Source organism: Marinobacter sp. MMG032 (genome assembly GCF_040112695.1).
In the GTDB taxonomy this organism is placed as follows: Bacteria; Pseudomonadota; Gammaproteobacteria; order Pseudomonadales; family Oleiphilaceae; genus Marinobacter; species Marinobacter salsuginis.
In genome coordinates this window covers 1,947,236-1,971,796 of record NZ_CP157802.1, presented here as the reverse complement: position 1 = coordinate 1,971,796, position 24,561 = coordinate 1,947,236, and the positions used below count along the sequence as shown (strand labels likewise).

Annotated in this window: 24 protein-coding genes; 13 read left to right on the top strand and 11 right to left on the bottom strand. The window is 59.1% G+C overall.

The features are described from left to right. Positions 1–96 precede the first annotated feature (96 nt). Positions 97–2,355: a diguanylate cyclase gene (locus ABNF92_RS09155; protein WP_349343971.1), complete on the top strand. Its 2,259-nt coding sequence runs from the start codon at positions 97–99 to the stop codon at positions 2,353–2,355. 4 nt (positions 2,356–2,359) lie between these two features. Here the strand turns inward: ABNF92_RS09155 and ABNF92_RS09150 are convergent, their stop codons facing one another. The 5 genes from ABNF92_RS09150 to ABNF92_RS09130 all read right to left on the bottom strand — a co-directional run bounded on the left by ABNF92_RS09150 (position 2,360) and on the right by ABNF92_RS09130 (position 6,568). Beyond that, complete coding sequence (locus tag ABNF92_RS09150; protein WP_069182708.1) at positions 2,360–2,800, bottom strand: universal stress protein; 441 nt, start codon at positions 2,798–2,800, stop codon at positions 2,360–2,362. A 38-nt stretch (positions 2,801–2,838) separates the two neighbouring features. Further along, on the bottom strand, positions 2,839–4,122 hold the full coding sequence (locus tag ABNF92_RS09145; RefSeq protein WP_069182709.1) for a TRAP transporter large permease: 1,284 nt from the start codon (positions 4,120–4,122) through the stop codon (positions 2,839–2,841). A gap of 35 nt (positions 4,123–4,157) precedes the next feature. Beyond that, positions 4,158–4,751, bottom strand: a complete 594-nt coding sequence (locus tag ABNF92_RS09140) for a TRAP transporter small permease (RefSeq protein WP_069182710.1) — start codon at positions 4,749–4,751, stop codon at positions 4,158–4,160. 108 nt (positions 4,752–4,859) lie between these two features. Beyond that, positions 4,860–5,888 (bottom strand): TRAP transporter substrate-binding protein DctP, encoded by a 1,029-nt coding sequence (gene dctP / locus ABNF92_RS09135; RefSeq protein WP_349343970.1) that lies wholly within the window; start codon positions 5,886–5,888, stop codon positions 4,860–4,862. Between the two features lie 140 nt (positions 5,889–6,028). Then, positions 6,029–6,568 (bottom strand): YqiA/YcfP family alpha/beta fold hydrolase, encoded by a 540-nt coding sequence (locus ABNF92_RS09130; protein WP_349343969.1) that lies wholly within the window; start codon positions 6,566–6,568, stop codon positions 6,029–6,031. Positions 6,569–6,707: 139 nt separating this feature from the next. On the opposite strand from ABNF92_RS09130, the gene ABNF92_RS09125 reads away from it, so the two are divergent. Beyond that, on the top strand, positions 6,708–7,259 hold the full coding sequence (locus ABNF92_RS09125; protein WP_291905539.1) for a glutathione peroxidase: 552 nt from the start codon (positions 6,708–6,710) through the stop codon (positions 7,257–7,259). On the opposite strand, the gene ABNF92_RS09120 is transcribed toward ABNF92_RS09125, so the two are convergent. Both ABNF92_RS09120 and ABNF92_RS09115 read right to left on the bottom strand, forming a co-directional pair. Beyond that, on the bottom strand, positions 7,256–8,263 hold the full coding sequence (locus tag ABNF92_RS09120) for an LLM class flavin-dependent oxidoreductase (protein ID WP_291905540.1): 1,008 nt from the start codon (positions 8,261–8,263) through the stop codon (positions 7,256–7,258). The two genes, ABNF92_RS09125 and ABNF92_RS09120, sit on opposite strands and share 4 nt — an antisense overlap. A gap of 85 nt (positions 8,264–8,348) precedes the next feature. Then, positions 8,349–9,005 (bottom strand): metallophosphatase domain-containing protein, encoded by a 657-nt coding sequence (locus ABNF92_RS09115; protein WP_136630721.1) that lies wholly within the window; start codon positions 9,003–9,005, stop codon positions 8,349–8,351. A gap of 70 nt (positions 9,006–9,075) precedes the next feature. Between ABNF92_RS09115 and ABNF92_RS09110 the strand changes: the two genes are divergently transcribed. Beyond that, positions 9,076–9,948, top strand: coding sequence for a hypothetical protein (locus ABNF92_RS09110; RefSeq protein ID WP_349343968.1), 873 nt, complete (start codon positions 9,076–9,078; stop codon positions 9,946–9,948). On the opposite strand, the gene ABNF92_RS09105 is transcribed toward ABNF92_RS09110, so the two are convergent. Beyond that, positions 9,914–10,690 (bottom strand): crotonase/enoyl-CoA hydratase family protein, encoded by a 777-nt coding sequence (locus tag ABNF92_RS09105; protein WP_349343967.1) that lies wholly within the window; start codon positions 10,688–10,690, stop codon positions 9,914–9,916. The genes ABNF92_RS09110 and ABNF92_RS09105 overlap by 35 nt on opposite strands. A gap of 76 nt (positions 10,691–10,766) precedes the next feature. Between ABNF92_RS09105 and ABNF92_RS09100 the strand changes: the two genes are divergently transcribed. The 5 genes from ABNF92_RS09100 to ABNF92_RS09080 all read left to right on the top strand — a co-directional run bounded on the left by ABNF92_RS09100 (position 10,767) and on the right by ABNF92_RS09080 (position 14,690). Then, complete coding sequence (locus ABNF92_RS09100; RefSeq protein ID WP_349343966.1) at positions 10,767–12,170, top strand: ethanolamine ammonia-lyase subunit EutB; 1,404 nt, start codon at positions 10,767–10,769, stop codon at positions 12,168–12,170. Continuing rightward, positions 12,163–12,993 carry an ethanolamine ammonia-lyase subunit EutC gene (gene eutC / locus ABNF92_RS09095; protein ID WP_349343965.1) on the top strand — a complete coding sequence of 277 codons (831 nt, stop codon included), beginning with the start codon at positions 12,163–12,165 and terminating at the stop codon, positions 12,991–12,993. Before ABNF92_RS09100 ends, eutC begins: the two co-directional genes overlap by 8 nt. A gap of 37 nt (positions 12,994–13,030) precedes the next feature. Continuing rightward, the gene (locus tag ABNF92_RS09090; RefSeq protein ID WP_349343964.1) at positions 13,031–13,336 is read left to right on the top strand and encodes a methyltransferase domain-containing protein; all 306 of its coding nucleotides are present in this window, start codon (positions 13,031–13,033) and stop codon (positions 13,334–13,336) included. Next, positions 13,308–13,784, top strand: a complete 477-nt coding sequence (locus tag ABNF92_RS09085; RefSeq protein ID WP_349343963.1) for a putative 4-mercaptohistidine N1-methyltransferase — start codon at positions 13,308–13,310, stop codon at positions 13,782–13,784. The genes ABNF92_RS09090 and ABNF92_RS09085 overlap by 29 nt, the downstream gene beginning before the upstream one ends. A 165-nt stretch (positions 13,785–13,949) precedes the next feature. Beyond that, positions 13,950–14,690 (top strand): AAA family ATPase, encoded by a 741-nt coding sequence (locus ABNF92_RS09080; protein ID WP_349343962.1) that lies wholly within the window; start codon positions 13,950–13,952, stop codon positions 14,688–14,690. 18 nt (positions 14,691–14,708) lie between these two features. On the opposite strand, the gene ABNF92_RS09075 is transcribed toward ABNF92_RS09080, so the two are convergent. Continuing rightward, positions 14,709–15,485 carry a GntR family transcriptional regulator gene (locus tag ABNF92_RS09075; protein WP_069182721.1) on the bottom strand — a complete coding sequence of 259 codons (777 nt, stop codon included), beginning with the start codon at positions 15,483–15,485 and terminating at the stop codon, positions 14,709–14,711. 220 nt (positions 15,486–15,705) lie between these two features. On the opposite strand from ABNF92_RS09075, the gene ABNF92_RS09070 reads away from it, so the two are divergent. The 4 genes from ABNF92_RS09070 to ABNF92_RS09055 are packed head-to-tail and all read left to right on the top strand — an operon-like array spanning position 15,706 to position 21,477. After that, positions 15,706–16,545 (top strand): (Fe-S)-binding protein, encoded by an 840-nt coding sequence (locus ABNF92_RS09070; protein ID WP_349343961.1) that lies wholly within the window; start codon positions 15,706–15,708, stop codon positions 16,543–16,545. Beyond that, on the top strand, positions 16,542–17,993 hold the full coding sequence (locus ABNF92_RS09065; protein WP_349343960.1) for a LutB/LldF family L-lactate oxidation iron-sulfur protein: 1,452 nt from the start codon (positions 16,542–16,544) through the stop codon (positions 17,991–17,993). Before ABNF92_RS09070 ends, ABNF92_RS09065 begins: the two co-directional genes overlap by 4 nt. Further along, entirely contained in the window at positions 17,990–18,661 is a 672-nt protein-coding gene (locus tag ABNF92_RS09060) for a lactate utilization protein C (RefSeq protein WP_349343959.1), read from the top strand. The genes ABNF92_RS09065 and ABNF92_RS09060 overlap by 4 nt, the downstream gene beginning before the upstream one ends. Beyond that, entirely contained in the window at positions 18,658–21,477 is a 2,820-nt protein-coding gene (locus ABNF92_RS09055; protein WP_349343958.1) for an FAD-binding and (Fe-S)-binding domain-containing protein, read from the top strand. The genes ABNF92_RS09060 and ABNF92_RS09055 overlap by 4 nt, the downstream gene beginning before the upstream one ends. Before the next feature lie 3 nt (positions 21,478–21,480). On the opposite strand, the gene nfsA is transcribed toward ABNF92_RS09055, so the two are convergent. After that, complete coding sequence (gene nfsA, locus ABNF92_RS09050; protein ID WP_349344073.1) at positions 21,481–22,218, bottom strand: oxygen-insensitive NADPH nitroreductase; 738 nt, start codon at positions 22,216–22,218, stop codon at positions 21,481–21,483. A 141-nt stretch (positions 22,219–22,359) separates the two neighbouring features. Here nfsA and ABNF92_RS09045 point away from each other — a divergent pair, with 141 nt between their 5' ends. Next, complete coding sequence (locus ABNF92_RS09045) at positions 22,360–23,550, top strand: diguanylate cyclase (protein WP_349343957.1); 1,191 nt, start codon at positions 22,360–22,362, stop codon at positions 23,548–23,550. Here ABNF92_RS09045 and ABNF92_RS09040 read toward each other — a convergent pair. Continuing rightward, positions 23,530–24,324, bottom strand: a complete 795-nt coding sequence (locus ABNF92_RS09040; protein WP_349343956.1) for an enoyl-CoA hydratase-related protein — start codon at positions 24,322–24,324, stop codon at positions 23,530–23,532. The genes ABNF92_RS09045 and ABNF92_RS09040 overlap by 21 nt on opposite strands. Positions 24,325–24,561 lie beyond the last annotated feature (237 nt).

Sequence of the window (24,561 nt, the reverse complement as noted above, 5' to 3'; positions counted from 1 at the left end):
GCGCACCGGTCGTATGCCCCGAAAGAGTGCTCCGGATTTTCGGGGACTGGACTATAATCAGATCTGATCGCCCCACAACTCAGGTTTGCCTTCCTGATGCCACAGATTAGCCTGCTTCGTCTGGTTACCGCGTTTCTGGCCTTGATACTGCCTGCACTTACCTATGGAGCGTCTCAGCCGGTAGCCGAAGGTTGGGAGTATCGCTGGGGTGATTCTCCCTTTACCGAGGACGGTGTTCCGGAGTGGGTGGTGCAGGATGCACCCGAAAAGTGGCAAAGCATTGGTTTTCCCTCCAATCCACCCGGCCGTGAAGGGCGTGAGAATGTCTGGTTCCGGGTCACCCTGCCAACCGGCGAGTGGCAGGAGCCCGTCCTTTACATCTTCAGTGTCGATCTGATCGTTCAGGTCTGGGTTGAGGGTGAAAAAATCTACCAGTATGGCGAGTTTGATGACCAGGGCCGGGGCCGGTTTGAGGGCTGGCCGTGGCATGAAATCGTGCTGCCGGAGAACTATGAAGGCAAGCCGGTGTATTTCCGGATTTTCTCCAATTACACGGATATCGGGCTGTGGGGCGAAGTCTCCATCATGGATCATCCGGATCTGGTTCTCTACATTCTCAAGAATTCCCTCGAAGCACTGGTAATAGCGGGTTTCGCCACCTTGATTGCGTTGTTGGCGATCATCTTTGCACTGTTACAGGCGGAAAAGAAAACCTTTGCGACTATCTCTCTGTTCACTCTCTCATCTGCCCTGATGCTGGTTTCTGAGAGCCAGGCCAGTCTACTGATTGCTTACCAGCCGTTGATGTGGGATTACCTGGCTGCCGGCTCCTATTACATGCTGCCGGTGGCCCTGGCACTGCTGCTGGAGCAATGGCTGACCAATCATCGCCCCTGGGTGATAAATCTGATCTGGAAAGTGCATCTTGTTTACCTGGTGGGTGCGTTGCTGGGCGCGCTGGCGGGTGTGTTTGATCTCTCATCCACGTTCCCGCCATTTGATGCCATGTTTCTGGTTTCTCTGGTTATTATTTTTGCCGTCGTGCTTCGTCGTATCGGTAAAATGTTGCGCGAGCAACAGGTACTGCTGTTGGCCTTTGGCTTTTTCTGTGCGCTGCTGATTGTGGATATGGCAGTGGCCCATGGTGTGCTTCCCTGGGGCCGGGTCCCGGTCAGTTGGGGAATGCTCCTGTTCTCTCTGGCGGTGGTGGTTATTTCACTCTGGCACTACGCAGGCACCCAGGAGGCGTTGAAGCGGCTGAACGTGTCACTGGAAGAAAAGGTTGCCGAACGTACCGCCAAGGCGGAGGCTTTGGCCCGGCGCGAGCAGGCGCGGGTCCGGATGCTGACCTTTGAAAATGAGAAAAACCGGATTCTGGGCGACGTGATAACCGAGCTTCAGGACTGTCTGGGCCTGAAGCAGGCGTTCGGGTTGCTTATCCGGGCGCTCCCGGATATTTGCAGCCCGCTTAAAGGCGCCTTTTATCAGCGGGGCTCAGACGAGCGGTATGATCGGGTTGCCGTCTGGGGTTTCAGTCGCCCGGTTCCGCTCCCGGTGATTCTGGATGCCCGCAAAGGCCTCCCGGAGCCCTCCAGGCTGCCGCAACTGAAACAGTGGCAGGGCGCCGAGGGGGAGGGGAGAGAGGCTGAGAGCAGTACCTTGTGTTTCTGGGTGAATGTGGAGTCAGCCAGTGCCGGCAATGTGACTGAAGGTGTGCTTCTGCTCGAGGGCGATGGCGTTTTCGGTAAGGCAGAGAGCGAGTATGGCTCGGCACGTCTGCTTACGGCACTGGATCAGGCCATTCAGAGAATCGGTATCACCCTCTCAAGCATTGCCCTGCGGGAAGAGTTGCAGAAGTTTTCCTACGAGGATGCACTCACCGGACTGAAAAACCGCCGCTACTTTGATCAGCTTTTCGAACATGAAAGCGCCGTGGCGCAGCGTAATGATTTGTCGCTATCCCTGTTGATTGTCGACATCGATCACTTCAAACGGTTCAACGATACCCACGGCCACGAAGCGGGAGACCATGCCCTGAAGATCGTCGCTGGCATTCTTCAAAAGCAGTTCCGGGAGAGTGACATAGTTTGCCGGTACGGCGGTGAAGAGTTTGTGGTGGTCATGCCGGGAGCAACCTCCGAAGCAGCCCGGGATAAAGCGAACCAGCTGTGCGAAGCCGTTCGCAAGGTGCCTATTATTCATCGGGAGCAGGATCTTGGGGCACTGACGGTCTCGGTGGGCGTTGCCAGCTGGCCTGACGATGCTGAAAAGCCACTACAGATTCTGACCCTGGCCGACAAGGCGCTATATCGCGCCAAGGAAGCCGGCCGTAATCGGGTCGAAATCTCGGTTTAGACGGTCACACCACCAGGACCGGGCACTTGGCATGGGACGCAACCCGGTGGGAAACGCTGCCAAGGAACATGCCATCCTTGTCACTGTGCGTTCCTTTGGTGCCTACGACAATCAGGTCTGCGCCCTTGTCTTTGGCAAAATCGATGATAACTCTCGACGGCCTGCCCGCCTTCACAAAGCCCCGAACGTGGGTGGCGCCACGTTCCTTGGCAAGTTCCTTTGCGTGATTGACGACTTCCTTGGCGTATTCCGACAGCACCTTGTCCGGGATATCCATGTCGTCCGGGCGTCCTATCGACAGCGACGCCTCAAACAGGCTGTGGTGTTTGTAGACGCAGAGGAGAAAAATCTCTGCGTCGGTCAGTTTTTGCAGTTCGATGGCCTTGGTCAGAGCATCGAAGGAGGTCATCGAGCCATCGACTGCCACCAGAATCCGTTTGAACATCTTGCTCTCCTTTGTATTCACCCTTCAGGGTGATCAGATCACCTGAAGGCCAGGTCGCGCAGGAACAACGCAATTTGCGGGAACGCAATCAATAACCCGGCAGCGGCTATCAGCATGATTACGAACGGCGGCGTGCCGCGAATAACCTCCAGATAGGGGCGCTTGAATATCGCGATGGCGGTAAAGATGTCACAGCCGAACGGCGGCGTTGCCGAGCCGATGGCTACCTGCAGGGTAATGAGCACGCCGACCAGTACCGGGTCGATGCCCGAGGCCTCGATGGCTGGTGCAAAGATTGGCGTCAAAACCAGGATCACCACAATCGGGTCAACGAACATGCAGGCAATAAAGAAGGCGATACAGATGGTAATCATCACGCCTATCGGGCCCATGTCACTGATTCCGACCGCGTCCAGAATAGCCTGGGGGATTTGGGCAAAGGAAATAATCCAGGAGAAGCCGGTGCCCACGGCTACCAGAATAAATACGACAGCGGTGATCAAGCCTGTGGACTTCGCGATCCGATAGATGTCAGCAAGCTTGAGTGATCGGAACACCACGAACTCAAGCAGGAAGGCGTAGAGTACGCAAACTGCTGCAGCCTCTGTCGGACTGAAGATACCCCCGTAAATGCCGCCCACGATAATGACCGGGAAAAACAGCGGCCACAAAGCCTCGCGCATGGCTACGGCTCTCTGGCTCCAGGTGGACTTCTCCTCGGTCGGAAGGTTGTTGACGCGAGCATAGATCAGGCAGTAGATCGAAAACATTATCAGAATCATCAAGCCTGGCCCGATACCGGCAATGAACAGCTCGGCAATGGAGGTCTCCGAAATAACACCGTAAATAATGAAGCCGATGCTCGGGGGTATCAGAAACGCAATGTCACTGGAGTTGATAATCAGCGCGAGCGAGAACGGATCCGAATAGCCGGCCTTGAGCAGTTTGGGCCGCAACGGCGAGCCAACCGCCACAACCGTTGCCTGGGTAGAACCTGATACGGCACCGAAAAGGGTGCAGGAGGTGGCGGTACTGATCGCCAGACCGCCTTTTACGTGGCCGATGAACGCCATGACCATATTGATCAGGCGGTCAGCGGATTGACCGCGAGTCATGATGTCTGCGGCGAGAATGAACATCGGGACGGCAATGAGAGAGGCTGGCCGGATGCCACCCATCATCTGCTGGACGAAGGTGCCCATCTGGCCGAAGCCATCAAACATCATTACAAAACCGACCACAGCGCCGGTGATCAGGGGAATCATCATCGGGAAGCCCAGCAGCAATAGCCCGATCATGATCAACATCATTATAGTTGCCATGATTTCTTATCCTTCCTTTATGTCAGCTGCAGGGTTCATACTTCCGATTCGGTATCCGCGTAACCGTCTACCACCCCGGTAGAGAGGTACACGTCCTTGCTGGTGAAGTTCTTGATGGCCGTAAGGAGGTACTGAATTCCCGTAATGGCAAAACCGATGGGCACCCAGATATAGATCCACCAGATTTCAAAACCCAGCGCAGGCAGAATGCGGCCCCGGCTGTACAGGGTCTGGATATATTCGAACGAGTGATAGCAAAGGAAGAACATAACCACCGAGGTGAACAAAGCGATGATGATCATCAGCACTTTTCGCCCCTTGACCGGAATGGCGTCGTATATTGCAGACATCCGGATATGCCTGCCATGGCGCGCCGCATAGCCGATGCCGGCAAAGGTGATCAGGATAATGAGAATCCGGTTGATTTCACCGGAGAAGAAAAGGCCTTCGCCGAACACATACCGCGCAATAACATTCACACAGGTATTGATGGCCATCAGGATGACGCCAACGGCCAACATGAACGCCTCGACCTTGGCAATTATTTCATCGATGGTTCCAAGAAATCCGGGCAGGCCGGACTCGTAGATGCCGGTATCGTCTTCAAGATCCGGGGAATTCTCGGACATGGGGTCTGCTCCAGAGAATGTCGCTCCCGGCCGGTAGGAAGTCCCCGGCGGGGCGGGGTTAGTACAGCTACCCGCCGGCCGGAGCCGGCGGGAGTGGTTCCATCAGGTTCAGTTGTTCTGAACTTCTTTGAGGTCTTCCTTGAACTGGTTCAGCAGTTCTTTGCCGCTCTCGCCAGTCATTTCGATGAACTTCTCTTCAACCTGGGGCGCACGGGCCTTGAAGGCTTCGATCTGCTCATCGGTCAGACGGGTAACGGTGACCTCATCGCTGGCTTTCTTGATCTTGGCCAGGGCTTCATCGGCAAGACCGTTGATGTGCACGATGATTTCTTCAAAGGCATAGTCAGCGGCGTCTTGCACCAGCTTCTTGTCTTCATCAGACAGGCCGTTGTAGAAATCCTGGTTGGCCATCATGGCAGTGGTGAACCAACCGTGCTTGGTGAACACGAGGTTCGGAGACACTTCGTACAGACCGCCGGACTCGATCCAGAAAATGGGGTTTTCCTGACCCTGGATCATGTTGGTCTGCAGTGCGCCGTACACTTCGCCCCAGGGCAGCGGTGTGGGCGTTGCGCCGAAGGCAGAATAGGTTTCTGACAGAAGAGGGTTGGTCATGACCCGGATCTTCTTGTTGTTGAAGTCCTCAGGCTCAGTGACCGGCTCGTCCACGGTCACAACCATTTCACCTTCCGGGTACATCTTGAGGAGCTCGAGGCCCTTCTCTGCGTATAGCTCCGGGAAGTCCTCGTTGATGGCTTCACTCGTGCGGAAGAACTCGATAACCGTATCCATGTCGGTCGGCATCAGGTAAGGAATGAAGAAGATCTGGGCTTCAGGAATCAGGGAACCGGTAAAGCCGGGCGACTGGTTAACGAAGTTGAGGATGCCCGCCTGGGTCTGCTCCATGATGTCATCGGACTCACCCAGCTCGCCAAAACGGTAAACCTGCAGGGTGTGGTCGGAATTTTCCTCGATGTATTCCTTGAACTTGTAGGCGAACACATCCTGTACGTCGCCCTCGTATTCCTCGTGCGCGTACCGCCAGTTTGCGGCGTTTACAGAATTCGCCATGGTCATCGCAGCGAACGCGAACGCTGAAATTCCGGCCAGTTTTTTGAACTTGCTCATGCTGCTCATCGGGTTTTCTCCGTTCGTTTTTTTGCTGAAATTTATTGTTACGTTAATAAAGACTGGCAAAACAAAGTGGTTTTCGCAAGAAAATGGCCAAAACAATAAATTCCGAAGCGGTCGTTTCCCGATTTCGCAAGTTCATGAAATCACGGTTGATTCATATCTGAAAGGCAGGTTTGGAGGAATCCGCGGAACTCACTGACAACCCGATCGAGACTGTTTTCCAGCCGGTGGCCATCGGGCAGAACCAGTATGGGAAGGCCCTGCTCCCGTGCCAGGTCAAGCACCGGAGCGACCGGCACTACGTCATCCTCCCAACCGTGGATGATCTGGCAGTGGCGGGCCCGGATGATCGGGCTGGACTGGGGGTACCGGGTCATGGCAAGGGCTGGCGCCAGGATAAAGCAGCCCAGAACCGGAGTGTCAGAACTGGTTTGAGCGCACACCCAGCCGCCCATGCTGGAGCCGGCCAGTATGGTGTTTGCCGGATTGGCGCCGCTCTGAGCCATGGCCTCCTGCATTTGTTTCAGGCGGGTAGAAGGATCCTTGGTACTCCTGTGATCAATCGCATGGGCCTTGATGTTCGGGAAGGTTTCGGCTTCGGCTTTCATGGCCTGGATTTTCGTGCTGCCAGGGCCGCTTTCCAGGCCGTGGGAGAGGAAGACATGGATCGGGGTATCGGTCATGATGAAAATGGCTCCTGCTTTGAACACTGTTTACCCGGGATGATGAGCAGCCGAACCCTTTATGTCCACTTTGCAGGCTGAGCCAGCCGTCCGGTCGGCGCGTATAAAAAACAGCGAAGCGAACAGGGAAACGGGATCCATGAAACACCTTAAAAGCCTTCTGATGATGCCGGCAGTGGTTGCCAGCCTTGTGGGCGCGCCTGTGGCGCAAGCCGAGAGCTGCCCGGCGTTTCTCGATCATGAAATGCGCAAGCTGCACTCCTCCGACACCGTTAATCTCTGCGACCTGGCGGCCGGCAAGCCGATGCTGGTGGTCAATACCGCCAGCCGCTGCGGTTACACCGGCCAGTTTGGGGGGCTCGAGGCCCTGCACAAGCAATACGCGAAGGATGGGTTGGTGGTGGTCGGTTTTGCCAGCGACGATTTCCGTCAGGAGGCAGATTCGGAAGCCGAAGCAGCGACTGTCTGTTTCAAGAACTTCGGTGTGACCTTCACCATGATTGCCCCGGGCGCGGTTACCGGACCCGGGGCAAACCCTGTGTTCCAGGCCATTAACGAGCAGAGTCAGCCCCCGCGCTGGAATTTCACCAAGTATGTGATTGATCGATCAGGCACGGTGGTGGAGAGCTTCCCGAGCCGGGTGCGTCCCCAGGATCCGGAGCTGATCGATGCGGTGGAGTCTGTGCTCTAGGATAGTGCCTGCGGGGCCTTTCTGGTTTGACCAAGGATATCGAGCGCATGCCTGCGCTTCGCGGGATCGTAAATGTCCACGGTAAACATCAATTCATCGACCTCAATGCCTGAAAGGATCTGTTCAAGCTGGCGCTGGATGGTGTTGGCATCGCCGAGCAGCTGGAGCCCGAGGAAATCCTTTACGCTGGCTTTTTCGCCGGCGTTCCACAATCCCTCCATGGTGTCCACGGGAGGCTTCATCCAGAGTGGCTGGCCCCGGAACAGCGCGAGAATACGCTGGTAGCTGGTTGTGGCCAGATGCTCGGCTTCCTGCACCGAGTCCGCCGGAATGGCCGGCAGTGCGAGCATGGCGTAGGGCTTTTCGAGTCGCTCCGAAGGTTGGAAGTTGTCGCGGTAGACTCGCAGGGCTTCCCGATACAGTCTGGGGGCAAAATGCCCGGCGAAGGCATAGGGCAAGCCTCGCATGGCGGCAAGCTGGGCACTGTAAAGACTTGAACCCAGCAGCCACAGAGGCACGTTGGTGCCGGCCCCGGGTATCGCCTTCACGGGCTGGCCAGGCTGCAGAGGGCCAAGCAACGACTGAAGCCGCGCGACATCCTCCGGAAACTGTTCTGCCCCCAGGCCATCACGCCTGAGAGCCCGTGCGGTTACCGGGTCAGTGCCGGGTGCGCGGCCGAGTCCGAGATCAATCCGGCCAGGGTACAGGCTTTCCAGCGTTCCGAACTGCTCGGCGATCACCAGTGGGGGATGATTTGGCAGCATGACGCCGCCAGAACCGACCCGGATAGCTTCCGTCTTGCCCGCGATGTGCCCGATCAAAACCGAAGTAGCGGAGCTGCTGATGCCCTCCATGTTGTGATGTTCGGCCAGCCAGAAGCGCTTGAAGCCGAGTTTTTCAGCCCGTTGGGCATAGGCCACACTGTTGGCAAGCGTGGTGCCGACCGAGTCGCCCTCGCGTACGGAGGCCAGTTCGAGCAGCGAGTATTCAGGACAGTCAGGCATGGAGCTCCCGATGCAGAAAAGTCATTCGCGAACTCGCAAACATGGTGCCTGCGGGCGCTGGTTTCAAGATTAGCCCCAATCGGTGCTACAGATCGATCACAATCGGTGGGTTCAGAGGCTTGAAGCTCCCATTACAGGTGCTGGCGTTCACGTAGAGGCAGTCACCGATCTGTTCCCGGCCGTGGTCTTCGTGAATATGGCCGAAGATATGCAGCTTCAGAGTCAAGCTGGCTACGCGTTCGGCCAGTGCTTCGCAGCCGGGACGAATAATGCCGGTGGGCGAATCGATTTTGTCCCGGATACCCGCCGGAGGACCGTGGGTGATCAACACGTCGGTGTCTTCGGGAATACGGGCCCAGCGTTCGGCAAGAGCATCGCCCCGTTCAAGGTTGAACGCCCAGTTGAAGAACACCGGCGTCCATGGGCTTCCCCAGAACTTCAGGCCTTCCAGTTCCACCGGGCTGTCCTGCAAATAATGGGCATGGCGTATCAGTTCGCGAGCTTCGGCCGGCTCATCCTGGAAACACCAGTCGTGATTGCCGGCAATCAGGATTTTGTTTCTGTGGGGTAACTCGGAAAACCACCGGTCGAGATCCTCCAGTTCATCCAGGGTCCCGACGCCGAGGCAGTCGCCGGCGTGAATCAGCAGGTCGCCGTCAGGCACCTGGATCTGGCGATGCATGCTGTGGGTGTCGGAGATGCAGACTATTCTCATGGTGTTGAAGGTTCCGATCGGTGGCATTCGCGCATTATTGTTGAAACTACGATAGCATTTACGGCCCGTTCAGCCCTCATGATTTTCCAGTGATGCCATGCGATTGATTCTGAGCCGGAAGGGGTTCGATTCTTCTGCCGGTGGTTGTCCCAGCCCGGTTTTACCGGACGGTTCCCTGTGTGTACTGCCCATTCCGGATGCCCAGTCCCGAATCCGCTACAGCGAAGTCGTTTTCGAAGAACGCCGTCTGGGCAAGATCGCCCGGGATCTCACCGGCGGCAGAATTCGAGGCGGGGATGGCGCCCACCTGGACCCGGACCTGGTGGCTGATGCCTACCCACGTGAAAATGGCTGGCGACCTGTATTGGGGCAAACCGGTTCTGCCCAGGGGCATTTGCGCAATCAGGGGATTGAACCCGGAGACCTGTTCCTGTTCTTCGGGGTCTTCCGGCGCGCTGAACTGCATAATCGTCGCTGGCGCTTTGTGCCCGGTTCACGCCCGTTTCATGCCATCTGGGGCTGGCTGCAGATTGGCCAGATACATGTCATTGATGAACTGGCACCCGATGCGTTGCCCTGGGCCCGATATCATCCCCACTTCCACGGCCAGCCGGACGCTGGCAACACGCTCTATGAGTCTTCTGATGCCTGCCAATTGGCAACCGGGACAGCGGTCTTTCCCGGCAGTGGCGTGTTCCCGATGTTGCGGGATGATCTTGTACTTACGGATCCGCAAAGCCGGCTGCCGACCCGATGGCGTCTGCCGGCTGCATTTTTTCCGGGCGAGGACCGCCCGCCCCTGAGCTATCACACCAGAGCGGACCGCTGGCAGCTCGATTCACCCTGGTGCTACCTGACTTGCGCGGCCCGCGGACAGGAATTTGTGCTGGATCTGGATGCCTATCCGGATCTGATCGACTGGCTTGCGAGCCTGCTCAGAACTGGCCGTGGCGGCCAGCCCCCTCTTTAAATTTCCGGGCCCCGGCAATGGCCTCTTCGAAAACCACCGGGTAGCCCCCGGCCCCCTCGGCTTCCAGGGCTTCCCGGGTATCCAGATCCCATTGATGAATGGCAGACGCCCTGTCTGCCCGCATGCAGCGTTGCGGGAATCCGGCAATGGTTGCCGCCAGTTCCTGGGCCGCTTGCAGTGCTGTCCCGTCCGGAACGACCCGGTTTGCCAGTCCCATTTCCATGGCCTCCTCTGCGTTGACGGGGCGCCCGGTCAGTATCATGTCCATGGCTCGCCCATGGCCGACAATGCGGGGCAGCCGGACGGTGCCACCATCAATCAGGGGAACGCCCCAGCGCCGGCAGAAAACGCCAAATACCGAAGAGGCTTCCACAACCCGCAGGTCGCACATCAGTGCCAGCTCCAGACCTCCGGCCACGGCATAGCCGGAGACGGCAGCGATCACCGGTTTGGTAAAGTGCATACGGGTCGGGCCCATGGGGCCGTGGCCGGTGCCGTGGGGATCAATCCGGTTGCGCCGCTGCTCATCGCCGATCGCTTCCAGGTCGGCGCCGGAGCAGAAATTTCCCCCGGTGCCGCACAGCACCGCAACCTTCAGGGCATCGTTTTCCTCAAACTCGATGAATGCCCTGCGCAGGGCATCGGCTGTCGGGCCGTCCACGGCGTTGCGTTTGTCGGGCCGGTTGAGCGTGATAGTGTAGATGCCCTCATCGATACTGGTCAGAACCGCGTGCTCGGTCATTGCTTTACCCTGCAGTTGATCTGTCGGTGTGATATTCCCCTAAGATAGTAGAACAACGCGTCTCAGGGAGAGGGCAATGTATCGGTACAGTCTGGGTGACCGGCGATGGCAGTTCGCAACGCTGGCGGAGTTGATGGCCAAGGCCACGCCAGCGCGCTCTGGTGATCGCCTGGCGGGTGTCATCGCGCACACCGCCGAAGAGCGGGTGGTGGCCCAGATGGCTCTGGCGGACCTGCCTTTGAAAACCTTTCTGAACGAAGCGCTGATTCCCTACGAGCAGGACGAAGTCACCCGACTGATTTTCGACGATCATGATCCTGTGGCGTTCGAGCCGGTGTCCCATCTGACCGTCGGCGATTTCCGCAACTGGCTTCTCAGCGACCACGCCACTCCGGAGATGCTCGCAAGCATCCGGGCGGGTATCACACCGGAGATGATAGCGGCGGTCTCCAAGATCATGCGCAACCAGGACCTGATCCTGGTGGCGGCAAAGTGCCAGGTGCAGACTGCCTTTCGCAGCACCATCGGCTTGCCGGGGCGAATGTCGACACGGCTCCAACCCAACCATCCAACCGACGACATGACCGGCATCGCCGCCAGCATCCTGGATGGATTGCTTTACGGCAGTGGCGATGCCGTTATCGGGATCAATCCCGCGACTGACAGCGTGTCCCAGAGTGTCCGGCTGTTGCAGATGATGGATGAGGTGATCCGACAATACGAGATTCCGACCCAGTCCTGCGTCCTGACCCATGTTACCAACACCCTGGAAGCCATCGAACAGAAGGCGCCTGTGGATCTGGTATTCCAGTCCATCGGCGGTACCGAGGCGACTAACCGCAGCTTCGGATTTGATCTGGCAACTCTGGCCGAGGCCCGGGATGCGGCGCTCTCGCTGAACCGAGGCACCGTGGGCAACAATGTGATGTATTTCGAGACCGGCCAGGGCAGTGCGCTGTCCGCTGATGCCCATCACGGTGTGGACCAGCAGACCTGTGAAGCCCGGGCGTACGCCGTGGCCCGCAAATTCCAGCCGCTTCTGGTGAACACGGTGGTTGGATTCATCGGCCCCGAATACCTGTTTGACGGCAAGGAGATTACCCGGGCCGGTCTGGAAGATCACTTCTGTGGCAAGTTGCTGGGCCTGCCCATGGGGTGTGATATCTGTTACACCAATCATGCCGAGGCCGACCAGAACGACATGGACAACCTGCTCACACTTCTGGGCGTAGCCGGCTGCAATTTCATCATGGGCATACCCGGCTCGGACGATATCATGCTGAACTATCAGACCACGTCGTTTCACGATGCCCTGTATCTGCGACGGGTTCTGGACAAGCGACCGGCGCCGGAGTTCGAACAGTGGCTGACCAGGATGCAGATCTTCGGCGATTCCGAAGGAAAGGTGCCCTCCGAGGGCTTACCGGAGGCGTTCCGGGAGAGTCTGGCCCGGTTGCCGGAGGGGCAGGGCCATGACTGAGCGCAAACCGGTAGTTATTGAGAACCCGTGGCGTCGGCTGTCGGCCTGGACCGATGCCCGGATTGGTCTGGGTCGCGCAGGTGTCAGCCTGCCCACCCTGGAGATGCTGGCGTTTCAGTTGGCTCATGCCCAGGCCAGGGACGCGGTGCATCTGCCATTGGATACCGCTGCGTTAATGGCGCAACTGGGGGATCTGAGCGAACCAGGAAAATCACTGCTGCCACATGAGCCGGTTCATCTGCACAGTCAGGCCGACGACCGGGTAACCTACCTGCAGCGCCCGGATCTTGGTCGCAGGCTCAGCGCTCAGTCCTGTGAGAAGCTGGATCGGTTGGGCCACACCGGCGACTCGCCCGTCGACCTGGCACTGGTGATCGCAGACGGCCTGTCTTCCTTCGGTGTGCAGCAAAATGCCCTCGGCCTTCTCGATGCGCTACTGACAGATCTTGAAGCCGACGATCAGACCTGGGAACTGGCGCCCCTGATCGTTGTCTCTCAAGGACGGGTCGGGATCGGGGACGATGTGGGTCACCGGCTCAACGCCCGCTGTGTGGTGGTGCTGATTGGCGAGCGTCCTGGCCTGAGTTCTCCGGACAGCCTCGGGCTTTACCTGACCTGGGCGCCTGAGCCCGGGCTGACCGACGCCAGCCGGAACTGTATATCGAACATTCGGCCGGCGGGGCTGTCGTGGGCAGAGGCGAGCCGGCGGCTGATGTATCTGCTCAAAGAGGCCCGCCGACAGCAGGTTTCCGGGGTGCCGCTCAAGGATCGCTCGGAAGAGACGGTTATTGATCAGGGCATTGGCAACTTCCTGTTAGGCTAGCGATAACCGTTGAACCATTCAGGGTAGGAGAATTCCCTTGCAGCAAGCCGCGTACTATGAAAACGACACCACCCTCGCCCAATACCTGGAATTTCACTTTGGCGAACGGTGGCATGGTGAGGCCAACTTTCCCAAGGCCCTGGCCGACGCTGCCATGCATGCGATGGATGGAAGGCCGCTTGAGCGCGCACTGGATATCGGTTGCGCCGTTGGTCGCACCAGCTTCGAGTTGGCCCGGCATTTCCGGCACGTGGACGGCATTGATTTCTCCAACGCCTTCGTCAACAAAGGTCAGGAAGTGGCCCGGGAAACGAGTGCGCTATGCCCGTCCGGAAGAAGGTGAGCTGGTGAGCTTTCAGGATCAGAGCCTGGCATCCCTCGGGCTGGAGGAGGCCGCCGACCGTGTGGCTTTTCACCAGGGCGATGCTTGCGATCTGCCATCGCAGTTCGCGGGGTATGATCTGGTGCTCGCGGGCAACCTGATCGATCGGCTGTACCAGCCATCGCTGTTTCTGGAAACCATCCACGAACGGATTAACGAGCTCGGGCTTCTGGTGATTGCCTCACCCTACACCTGGCTCGAGGAATACACGCCCAGGGAACACTGGGTCGGTGGTTTCAAAAAGAATGGTGAGGACTTCTCGACGTTCGACGGTCTGAGGGAAATGCTGGCGCCACATTTCCGCCTGCTGTTCGAGCCCTGGAGCCTGCCGTTTGTTATACGGGAGACGAGAAACAAGTTTCAGCACAGCTTCTCCGAGCTGACCGTCTGGGAGAAGGTAAGTCAGTGAACAGGGAAAGTTTAACGATGGCCTGCCGGCTGTCATCAAACTGTCACCGGAAAAGCCTAACCTGAGATCTCATCAGGACGACATGCATTGTGTTGTGCATCGTGTGAATGCTTTAACCGGGGACTTCCCCGGTTTTTTTATGCCTGGATAAAAGGATCTGACAGGATGAGGACCATTGCGTTTTACAGTCTGAAGGGCGGTGTTGGCAAAACCGCCGCTGCCGTGAACATCGCTTATCTGGCCAGCCAGGCCGGGTATTCGACACTGTTGTGGGATCTGGACCCTCAGGGCGCTTCCAGCTGGTACCTGGCCGGTGCCGACAAGATCAAAGGTCACAAGTTGTCGCAGTTGCTCAAGGGGAAGACGCCCATCGCCGAGTTCATTCACGAGAGCGACTATGAAAACCTGGACTTCATCCCGTCCCACACCAGTTTCCGTAATCTGGATGTCAAACTGGACCAGGAGGATGGCAGTAACCTGATCAAACAGTGGCTGGCACCTCTGTCCGAAGAAACCAGTCTGGTGATACTGGATAGCCCGCCGTCGCTGTCCCGGCTTTCGGAGCAGGTGCTAAAAGCGGCAGACGAGGTGTTTGTGCCGGTGATTCCCACCTGGCTGTCCCTGAATAGCTGGAAACAGCTGGCGGAGTTTGCCAAGGACAAGAAGCTGAAGCCGGGTAAGCTGCACCCGTTTTATTCCATGGCCGATCGGCGCAAAGGGCTGCACCGGGAGCTGATCAATGCCCAGGATGAGATCCTGCCCAAAGGCCTGAAAACCATCATCCCGAACGCCAGTGTGGTTGAGAAAATGGGCGAAGAAGGCACGCCGGTGCAGCTGCTCGCGCCCAGCTCCGTGGCCGCCGATGCCTATCGCAGATTGTGGAAAGAGATCAATCGAATGCTCTGAGCACCGGACAGGGCTTGTTCAGGTTCGCGCCAGTTTGTCCCGCCGCAGGGACCGCTCCAGCCGACGGTTATTCTCGCTCCGTTCCGAGAGCACCTGCTGAACGTACAGAATGTGCTTGCCGGCCAGTTCCCGGGCTTCGTCGGCCCTACCTTCCGTGATGGCCTCGTACAGCATTCGATGCTGCTCCACCAGGCCCTGACGGGTCTCCGCCTCCCTCTGGTACATGCCGCCAATGTTGGTCACTACGTTGCTCTTCAGCATGTTGAAGAGGTTGCGAATGGTATGCAGAAGGATCACGTTGTGGCTGGCCTCGGCAATGGCCAGGTGAAAGCGTGCGTCCGCCGCGCCTTCGGCTTCCAGATCCCGCTCCTTTTCGGTGCTGTAGCAGGCTTGCAGCGCCTCATAGGCGGTTTTCAGGTGGGCGCGGTCCACCTCGGTGGCCCGCAATGCCGCGTAGTAGGCGCAGTCCGCTTCCAGGGTGCGTCGGAACTCCAGCAAATCCCGTTGGGCATCCGGCCGGTTTTCCAGCAAGGGAATCAGCGGGTCACTAAAACTGCCACCCAGGGACTCGGTGACATAGTTGCCGCCGCCCTGGCGGCTCACCAGCAGGCCCCTGGCCGTCAGTCGCTGGATAGCCTCGCGCAGCGAAGGGCGTGACACTCCGAATTGCTCTGACAACACCCGTTCTGGCGGCAGTCGCTCGCCTGGTTGCAGGGTGCCCTCCAGAATCATGGTTTCCAGCTGTTCCACAATGGTGTCTGCGAGTCTTTTCGGCGCGATCTGTCCGATGGCCATTCCTGATGTACCCGTATCGAAAATTTATTGGTAATACCAATATCACAAGAGACTTTATCGGCCAAGGGTTAGCATGAAGAAGTCCTTCAAAGTGTGTCTTTTGCACCAAAAACTTTTGACATTGGCGGACATTTTCCCATACCTTGGTTAACTATTGATGTCAATTGGTATTACCAATTTATAAATTGGTCAGTTTGAGAGTGTATTGAGGCACCAGCCAATGAGCGACCTGTTTTACGATGCCGCCCCCAATGCCACCCGTGTAGCCCCGGAGCGGGAGTCGGAGAGGTATTACCCTGAAAAGCCCGAGGCCGTCACCCTGTTTGGCACCTGCGTGGTGGATCTGTTCTTTCCGGAAGCCGGGCTGGACGCCATTCGTCTGCTGGAACGTGAAGGCGTCCGCGTGCATTTCCCTCAGGAGCAGAGCTGTTGCGGGCAGCCTGCCTGGACTTCGGGATACCGGGATGAGGCCAAAGCCGTGGCCCGTGCCCAACTGGAGATCCTGGATCGTTCGGGGCTGCCGGTCGTTGTGCCGTCCGGCTCCTGTGCCGGTATGTTCCGGCATCATTACCGGGCGCTGTTTGCCGACGAGCCGGACACACTCAAGCGGGTGGAAGCGCTGGCGGAGCGCACCTTCGAGCTGACCGAGTTCCTGCTGAAAGTCTGCAAAGTGCAACTGTCGGACCGGGGTGCGCCCAGCAAGATCGCCCTGCACACGTCCTGCTCGGCCCGGCGGGAAATGAACACACACCTCCATGCGCGTGAGCTTCTCCAGCAGCTCGAAGGAGTCGAGCGTGTCGACCATGACCATGAGAGTGAATGCTGCGGGTTCGGCGGCACCTTCTCGGTTCGGATGCCGGAAGTCTCGGGTGCCATGGTCAAGGACAAGACGCGCTCGCTGATGGATTCCGGCGCGGTGGAAATGGTTACCGCCGATGGCGGCTGCCTGATGAACATCAATGGTTCCCTCGAGAAACAGAAAGAGCGCTTCCGGGGACGGCATCTGGCCAGCTTCCTGTGGGAGCGAATCAATGGCGCCAGCGAAGGGGAGGTGGCATGAGCCAGCGTATTCCGGTGACCGAGCTGACTCCGGACTTCCGGGGCCGTGCCGAAGAAGCCCTGGCGGATGGGCAGCTGCGCAACAATTTCCGGGTGGCCATGGACTCTCTGATGACCAAGCGGGCCAACGCGTTTCCCGATGCCGATGAGCGTGAGGGGCTGCGGGAACTGGGTAACCGGCTCAAGGCCGGGGCCCTGTCGCGGTTGCCGGATCTGCTGGAGCAGCTTGAACAGAAACTCACTGAAAACGGCGTCAAGGTTCACTGGGCGGAGACCGTCGAGGAAGCCAACGACCTGGTGCACGGCATCATCGAAGCCCGCAAGGGCCGCCAGGTGGTGAAAGGCAAGTCCATGGTCAGTGAAGAGATGGAGATGAACGACTACCTGGCGGAGCGGGGCATCGAATGCCTGGAATCCGACATGGGGGAGTACATTGTCCAGCTCGATAACGAAAAGCCATCCCACATTATCATGCCGGCGATCCACAAGAACGCCCGACAGGTGTCCAAACTGTTTCACGACAAGCTGGGGGAGCCGGAGACCGACGACGTCAATCAACTGATCCAGATCGGCCGGCGAACTCTTCGTCGGAAATTCATGAATGCGGATGTGGGTGTATCCGGAGTGAACTTCGCCATCGCCGAAACCGGCACCCTGTTGCTGGTGGAAAACGAGGGCAACGGTCGCATGAGCACCACGGCACCGCCGGTGCACATTGCGGTAACTGGCATTGAAAAAGTGGTGCCGAACCTGAGAGACGTGGTGCCGCTGGTTTCCCTGCTCACCCGTTCGGCCCTGGGGCAGCCCATTACCACCTATGTGAACCTGATATCCGGGCCGCGCAAACCGGACGAACTGGACGGCCCGGAAGAGGTACATCTGGTACTGCTGGATAATGGTCGCACCGGCGCTTTTGCCGATGCCCAGATGCGTCAGACCCTGAACTGCATCCGCTGCGGCGCCTGTATGAACCACTGCCCGGTGTATACCCGGGTGGGCGGCCACACCTACGGTGAGGTATACCCCGGCCCCATCGGAAAGATTATCACACCGCATATGGCTGGCCTCGACAAGGTGCCAGACCACCCAAGCGCCTCCTCCCTGTGCGGGGCCTGCGGTGAGGTCTGCCCGGTCAAGATTCCGATTCCCGAGCTGCTTCAGCGTTTACGGCAGGAAAATGTGAAGGATCCGGAGCAGCCGCAGCAGGTGAAAGGTGGCGGCGCCAAGTATTCCCGGACGGAGCGCTGGATCTGGCGCGGCTGGCAGATGCTGAACACGCGGCCGGCGCTGTATCGCAGTTTCCTCTGGGCCGCGACCCGCTTCCGGGTGCTGGCTCCGAAAAAGGCCGGCCCCTGGACCGAGAATCACAGTGCACCGGTGCCCGCCCGTCGTTCCCTGCACGATCTTGCGGCTCAACATCTCGACCAGAAGGGAGGCCGGCCATCATGACCGCCCGCGCGAATATCCTTGGTAAATTGAGAAACAGCCTCGCCGGCACGACACCCCGCCCGGACGAGTTCGACGAGGGGCTGGTAACCCGCCCCTGGCGCTACGCGCCGGAAGACCGCGTCACCCGGTTGCGCAGCCTGATGGAGGCGGTCCACACGGAAGTGCACCAGTGCCATTCTGACAGCTGGCCGGACCTGGTGACGCAGCTGCTGAACAAACGCAATCTGCGAAATCTGTTGTGCGCACCGGGCACAGACCACGGCCGCGCCTTGCAAGCTCACTTCGAGGCCACGGAGCAGACGATCGAGTTACTGGCCTACGATCAGCCGGTGGAGGCCTGGAAGGAAGAGTTGTTCTGGAATGTGGATGCGAGCCTGACTGGCACCCTGGGCGGTATTGCCGCTACCGGCACAATCGTGCTGTGGCCGGATCGCCACGAACCGCGGTTGATGAGTCTTGTACCGCCGGTACACATTGCCCTGCTCAAGGCCAGCGAGATTCACGACAATCTGTATGACATGATGGTGGCTCAGGACTGGACGGCCGGGTTGCCCACCAATGTCCTGTTGGTGTCCGGCCCATCCAAGACCGCGGACATCGAACAGGTGCTGGCATACGGTGCCCACGGCCCCCGTGAGCTCATTGTGCTGGTGTTGGAGGACCTATGAGCTTTTCCGCAGCCACATTGGCCGATATCCGGCAACGGATTCCGGAAAACCGGGTGTTCAACGATCCGGTGTCCACCCTCGCGTTCGGAACCGACGCCAGTTTCTACCGGCTGATCCCCAAGGTGGTGGTGCGGGTTCAGGAAGAGGCCGAGGTGGTCGATCTTCTGGCGATTGCCCGCAACCACAAGGTGCCGGTGACTTTCCGGGCCGCCGGTACCAGCCTTTCCGGGCAGGCCATCAGCGACTCCATCCTGATTGTCCTTGGCGACCAGTGGAACGGGCACGACATCCGCGCTGAAGGCCGCCAGATTCGCCTGCAGCCGGGTGTGATCGGCGCCCAGGCCAACGCCTGGCTTGCGCCCAGGGGTTACAAGATCGGTCCCGATCCTGCTTCCATCAACGCCTGCAAGATCGGCGGCATTGTTGCCAATAACGCCAGTGGCATGTGCTGTGGCACGGCCCAGAACAGCTACCACACCCTGGCTGGCATGCGCCTGGTGCTGGCAGACGGCGCCGTGCTGGATACCGAGGACCCGGCGAGTGTGGCGGTGTTCCGCGACAGTCATGGCGAGTTGCTGGCGGCCCTGAAAAAGCTGGCTATCAATACCCGGGAGAATCCGGAGCTGGCGGAACGTATTCGGCACAAATACCGCCTGAAAAACACCACCGGGTTGTCCCTGAACTCCCTGGTGGACTTTGAGGATCCCATCGACATTCTCACCCATCTGATGGTGGGCTCCGAAGGCACCCTGGGTTTCGTGAGTGCTGTCACCTACAACACAGTGCCGGAATACCCCGACAAGGCCACGGCGCTGCTGGTGTTCCGTAATGCCGAGACCTGCTGCCGGGCGGCGTCGGCGTTGCGGTCGCAGCCTGTGGCGGCGGTGGAGCTGCTGGATCGCCGTAGCCTTCGCTCGGTGCAGGACAAGCCCGGCCTGCCTGACTGGATTCATGATCTGTCGGAGGATGCCTGCGCGCTGCTGGTGGAGACCCGGGCGCCCTCCTCGGAGAGTCTGGATGAACAGCTGGCCCGGATCAGTGCGTCCCTGGCGGATTTTCCGCTTGAGCAACAGGTGGATTTCACCCGCGATGCCAAAGTCTCTGACCAGCTGTGGGCCATTCGAAAGGGTACCTTCCCCGCTGTGGGCGCAGTGCGACCGAACGGTACCACCGTGATCATCGAGGATGTGACCTTCCCGATCGATCAGCTATCCGAGGGGGTTACCCGTCTCCAGGAGCTGTTTGTGAAGCATGGCTATGACGACGCGATCATCTTTGGCCACGCCCTGGAGGGCAACCTGCACTTCGTGTTCCCCCAGGGATTTGACGACCCTGCGGAAGTCGCCCGCTATGAGGCCTTCATGCAGGATGTGGCGCAGCTGGTGGCGGTGGAGTTTGGTGGTTCTTTGAAGGCGGAGCACGGGACTGGCCGCAACATGGCGCCGTTTGTGGAGCTGGAGTGGGGGCATGATGCCTGGCAGCTGATGTGGCAGATCAAGCGGCTGCTGGACCCGGAGAATCTGCTCAATCCGGATGTTGTGCTCTCGGAAGACCCGCAGATCCACCTCAAGAATCTGAAGCCCCTGCCGGAGGCCGATCCTCTAGTTGATAAATGCATTGAATGCGGTTTCTGCGAGCCGGTGTGTCCCTCGGAAGGGCTCACCCTTTCGCCTCGCCAGCGCATCGTGATCTGGCGGGATATCCAGGCCCGCCGCCGTGCCGGTGAAGATACGGCTGAACTGGAGAAGGCCTACCAGTATCACGGCCTGGATACCTGCGCCGCCACCGGTCTGTGTGCCCAGCGCTGTCCGGTGGGTATCAATACCGGTGATCTGGTGCGTAAGCTGCGTAGCGAGAAAGCCGGCGGCCAGTCCGTGGCCAATCAGCTGGCGAAGCATTTTGCCGGCGCACTGAAAGCCACCCGTTTTGTCCTTGCCAGCGCCTCCATGGCCGAACGGCTGCTGGGCGCGCCAATGCTGACCCGTCTCAGTGCGGGCGTCCGAAAGGTGTCCGGAGGCAAGGTCGCCCAATGGGATCCGACTCTGCCCCAACCGGTGCGGCTTGTGTCACCAGCAGCACAGGAGGATCCGGCCGATGGTCGGCCCCGGGTGGTGTATCTGGCCGCCTGTGTGTCCCGGACCATGGGCCCGGCCCGTAGCGATAAGGCGCAGGAGCCGTTGATCAGCGTGACCCGGAGGCTGCTGGAGAAAGGTGGTTACCAGGTGGTGTATCCGGAGGCGCTGGACAGTCTGTGCTGCGGCCAGCCATTTGCCTCCAAGGGCTATCCGGACCAGGCGGCATCCAAAAAAGATGAACTGATTTCGGCGCTGTTGCGGGCCAGCCGCAATGGTGTGGATCCGATCTATTGCGACACCAGCCCCTGCACCCTGCAGATCCGTGAAGCTGCCGAAGAGGCCGGGCTCACACTGTTCGACCCGGTCCGGTTTATTCGTGATCATCTTTACGAGCGCCTGGATTTCGAGCCGGAGCAGACCCCGCTGGCCGTGCACGTCACCTGTAGTACCCAGCATCTTGGGGAATCACAGGGTCTTATCGATATCGCTCGCCGCTGCAGTAGTAATGTGGTGATCCCCGAGGGCATCCACTGCTGTGGCTTTGCCGGGGATAAAGGCTTCAACGTGCCGGAGCTGAACGCCCATTCCCTGAAAACCCTGGCTGAACAGACGGCCGGCTGCGAGGAGGGTATCTCCACCAGCCGCACCTGCGAGATCGGCCTTAGCCGACACAGCGGCATCGACTACCACGGCCTGGTGTATCTGGTGGATCGGGTCACCCGGCCAAAAGCCACTGCCTAGTGTCTATTTCATCTCGAAGCCGCATTTGCGCAGGAAATCGCGCATGTGCGGCCGCAGTTTCGAGGTGAACAGCGGCTTGAGCTGCTCGGACCAGGTGGTGTCCTTGTTGCCTCCGGTCCGCTCCCGATAGTACTCGTTCATGGTGCGATCAAAGCCGGCCACCAGTTCTTCGTCACGGGCATCGGAGTAGTAGTCTTCCCTCAGGATGGCCTCCACCGGCAGCCGGGGTTTCATCTCCGGGTTCTGGTCCGGGTAGCCCAGACACATGCCGAACACCGGATAAACGTGTTCCGGAAGCCTGAGAATCTCGCTGATTTGGGCCGGGTTGTTGCGGATGCCACCGATATAGCACAGCCCGAGCCCTTCGGATTCCGCGGCAATCGCCACGTTCTGGGCCATCAGACTGGTGTCGATGGTGGCAACCAGTAACTGTTCCGTCATCCCTCGCACCACGTCAGCCCCGGCCCGTCCCGCGGCATCGGTTGAGCGCCGCATATCGGCACAGAACACCAGAAAGTCCGAGCAGTCGGCAATGTAGCTCTGGCCACCGGCGAGTTCCGCAATTTTCCGGCGGTTGTCGGGGTTGATCACGTGAATGATCGAATAGGCCTGCACATGATTCGAGGTGGCGGCGCACTGGCCGGCCCGAATCAGTTCCCTGAGCAGGTCAGGCGGGATCTTTTCACCGGTGAATTTGCGGATGGAGCGGTGGGATTTGAGCAGTTCTATGGTTGGATTCATGGGGTCTCGCAGTGAGTTCATGGATGTCGCGCCAGTCTGTGACAATTATCATACCAAACGCTACACATTACTCGCGCATGTGCGGAAGCCAAACTGATACGCTGACAGATCATACCGTCTAGCCTGGAACGCTTTGCCTTTATGGACCTGAACCTGCATCTGCCAACACTGCTGGTCACTTCGGTCATGATCAACCTCCTGATCGGCGGCATGCTCTGGGCGATCTATCACCTCCGCCATCGGGAGCGCTGTTTTCTGCTCTGGGCCCTAGCCTGCCTGACCTTTGTGTTGGGTACCGCATTCGCAGTAGCCAATGAGTTGCCCGGCGCTCCAGGGGGGCTGATATTCGTCGCCCACCTGTTTCTTGGTGCTTCACCGCTGTTGGTCCTTGCTGGTATCCACGCACTGATGGGGTTGCCAATAGCGGGCAAGAGACGGTCATCCCGTCTTATCCATGGCGCCTTGCTACTCTATCTGTCCGGCCTGGCTGTCAGCGCGGGTTGGGATCCGGTGGTGGCCAGATTCCTGACTGCGCTGTTCTCGGCATTGATCTTCAGCCTGGCGATCTACCGGCTGGGCTCAATTGGGCACAGGCCCAGACTGCCCCTTCGCATTCTGCAAACACTGTTCGGCATCCACGGGACGCTGATGATGACCCAGGTACTGGTAATCGCAGTCTACATGAGCGGAAGCGTACAGCTGGATCTTCAGGGGCTGTTGAAACTCATTCTGATGAACCACCTGCTGCTGGTGAGTGCCACGGCCATGGCGCTTCCGTTATTGGCATTCACCCGTTCCGAACAGGCTCTGGTGGTGCTGGCGGAGCGGGATGGGCTTACCCAGCTGTACAATCGCCGGGCGTTCTACCGGGAAGGTGAGCTGGCATTTGAAAAAGCCCGGCGGGCCGGGGACCTTGTCACCGTGCTCATGATCGATCTGGATCACTTCAAGCAGATCAACGACCGCTGGGGGCATGCCACCGGCGATGAGGTATTGAAGGTCGTTGCCAGTCTGATGAAAGCCGAACTCAGGGATGACGACATCGTTGGCCGCGTTGGCGGTGAAGAGTTCGCAGCCGTGCTTCGCAACAATAATCGCGAAGCGATCGAGGCGATAACCGGGCGCCTGTTGCAAAGAATCGTTGAGACTGGCCGGGAGGTCCACGGTGTTCCGGTGCATCTTTCGGCCAGCATCGGTGGTGCGACTCTTAGCCGGGACCATGGCTCTTTTAAAGACGTTATGGCGTCGGCGGACAAGGCGCTTTACCGGGCCAAGCACAATGGCCGCAACCGGGCCGAATTTGTTCCGACGTCAGCGGCCGCGAAACTCTGACGGCCGTTTGCCCAGAAACGCCGAAACACCCTCCGCGAAGTCTTCAGTACGGGTCATTTCGAGGAACGCAGCACGTTCCGCCTCCAGATGGTCGGCCAGCCGGCCACCGTTGGCCTGATCGATCAGTTTACGAAAGGCGCCATAGGCTCGGGTTGGTCCCTGGGCGACTTTCTCGATCATCCGGTTTAGCCGGTTGTCGAATTCGCTGTCGGGGACTACTTCGTTGACTATGCCCCAGTCCCGGGCTTCAGCAGCGCCCAGGGTGCGGCCCAGCAGCATCAGTTCGGCCGCTCTGCCGGCGCCGAGTTTGTGGGCCAGGGCCCAGCTGCCGCCACAGTCCGGAACTGCGCCAATGCCGTTGTAGGCGACCAGGAATTTTGCCTCTTCATCGGCGATCACCAGATCGGCCATCAGGGTGAGACTCAGCCCTGCGCCGGCCGCCACGCCCCTGACTGCGGCAATCACAGGCGCATTCATGCCGCGCAAAAGCAGGACGGCGGGGTTGACCGCGTCCAGGATGGCGCTGATGGCTGCGCCAGCCTGCTCGGAGGTGCCCGCCATACTGGATACATCGCCGCCTGCCATGAAGGCTCGCCCCGCGCCTGTCAGAACGATGCAACGAACACCGGAAAGATCCCGGATCTCCCGCACCGCCGCGAGGAAGGCCTCTGCCAGGGGCACATTGATGGCGTTGAGGGCCTTCGGACGGTTGAAGGTCAATCTGGCGACCCCTGTTCCGGCATCAAATGCGGTGGTTACCAGTGAATCTGCCATGGTCACATGCCCTCCCGGTAATGCAGGTCTCACGGTCAGAAACCTGCGTACTGATTTCGTGGTCTTTGGGATAACAAGATAGAGCGGTTTGCCTAATGTTGCCCGAATGGACTACTTTAAATCTGAATCGGGGTTCACCCCGACGACAAGAAAAAACAAAAAATACAATCATCTTCGGGCGTGGGATGGGTACTGTCAGGGCGTGTTCGCGTGCCTGTGTGCCCGGCGCCAGGGGTG

Excerpts from the sequence above, each read along its gene's own strand:
- ABNF92_RS09140 (WP_069182710.1), bottom strand. The coding sequence starts at position 4,751 with ATGTCCGAGAATTCCCCGGATCTTGAAGACGATACCGGCATCTACGAG.
- ABNF92_RS09080 (WP_349343962.1), top strand. The coding sequence starts at position 13,950 with ATGAGGACCATTGCGTTTTACAGTCTGAAGGGCGGTGTTGGCAAAACC.
- ABNF92_RS09130 (WP_349343969.1), bottom strand. The coding sequence starts at position 6,568 with ATGACCGATACCCCGATCCATGTCTTCCTCTCCCACGGCCTGGAAAGC.
- ABNF92_RS09125 (WP_291905539.1), top strand. The coding sequence starts at position 6,708 with ATGAAACACCTTAAAAGCCTTCTGATGATGCCGGCAGTGGTTGCCAGC.
- ABNF92_RS09150 (WP_069182708.1), bottom strand. The coding sequence starts at position 2,800 with ATGTTCAAACGGATTCTGGTGGCAGTCGATGGCTCGATGACCTCCTTC.
- nfsA (WP_349344073.1), bottom strand. The coding sequence starts at position 22,218 with ATGAATCCAACCATAGAACTGCTCAAATCCCACCGCTCCATCCGCAAA.
- ABNF92_RS09065 (WP_349343960.1), top strand. The coding sequence starts at position 16,542 with ATGAGCCAGCGTATTCCGGTGACCGAGCTGACTCCGGACTTCCGGGGC.
- ABNF92_RS09120 (WP_291905540.1), bottom strand. The coding sequence starts at position 8,263 with ATGCCTGACTGTCCTGAATACTCGCTGCTCGAACTGGCCTCCGTACGC.
- ABNF92_RS09060 (WP_349343959.1), top strand. The coding sequence starts at position 17,990 with ATGACCGCCCGCGCGAATATCCTTGGTAAATTGAGAAACAGCCTCGCC.
- eutC (WP_349343965.1), top strand. The coding sequence starts at position 12,163 with ATGACTGAGCGCAAACCGGTAGTTATTGAGAACCCGTGGCGTCGGCTG.
- ABNF92_RS09075 (WP_069182721.1), bottom strand. The coding sequence starts at position 15,485 with ATGGCCATCGGACAGATCGCGCCGAAAAGACTCGCAGACACCATTGTG.
- ABNF92_RS09100 (WP_349343966.1), top strand. The coding sequence starts at position 10,767 with ATGTATCGGTACAGTCTGGGTGACCGGCGATGGCAGTTCGCAACGCTG.
- ABNF92_RS09055 (WP_349343958.1), top strand. The coding sequence starts at position 18,658 with ATGAGCTTTTCCGCAGCCACATTGGCCGATATCCGGCAACGGATTCCG.
- ABNF92_RS09040 (WP_349343956.1), bottom strand. The coding sequence starts at position 24,324 with ATGGCAGATTCACTGGTAACCACCGCATTTGATGCCGGAACAGGGGTC.
- ABNF92_RS09070 (WP_349343961.1), top strand. The coding sequence starts at position 15,706 with ATGAGCGACCTGTTTTACGATGCCGCCCCCAATGCCACCCGTGTAGCC.
- dctP (WP_349343970.1), bottom strand. The coding sequence starts at position 5,888 with ATGAGCAGCATGAGCAAGTTCAAAAAACTGGCCGGAATTTCAGCGTTC.
- ABNF92_RS09155 (WP_349343971.1), top strand. The coding sequence starts at position 97 with ATGCCACAGATTAGCCTGCTTCGTCTGGTTACCGCGTTTCTGGCCTTG.
- ABNF92_RS09115 (WP_136630721.1), bottom strand. The coding sequence starts at position 9,005 with ATGCCACCGATCGGAACCTTCAACACCATGAGAATAGTCTGCATCTCC.
- ABNF92_RS09045 (WP_349343957.1), top strand. The coding sequence starts at position 22,360 with ATGGACCTGAACCTGCATCTGCCAACACTGCTGGTCACTTCGGTCATG.
- ABNF92_RS09110 (WP_349343968.1), top strand. The coding sequence starts at position 9,076 with ATGCGATTGATTCTGAGCCGGAAGGGGTTCGATTCTTCTGCCGGTGGT.
- ABNF92_RS09145 (WP_069182709.1), bottom strand. The coding sequence starts at position 4,122 with ATGGCAACTATAATGATGTTGATCATGATCGGGCTATTGCTGCTGGGC.
- ABNF92_RS09105 (WP_349343967.1), bottom strand. The coding sequence starts at position 10,690 with ATGACCGAGCACGCGGTTCTGACCAGTATCGATGAGGGCATCTACACT.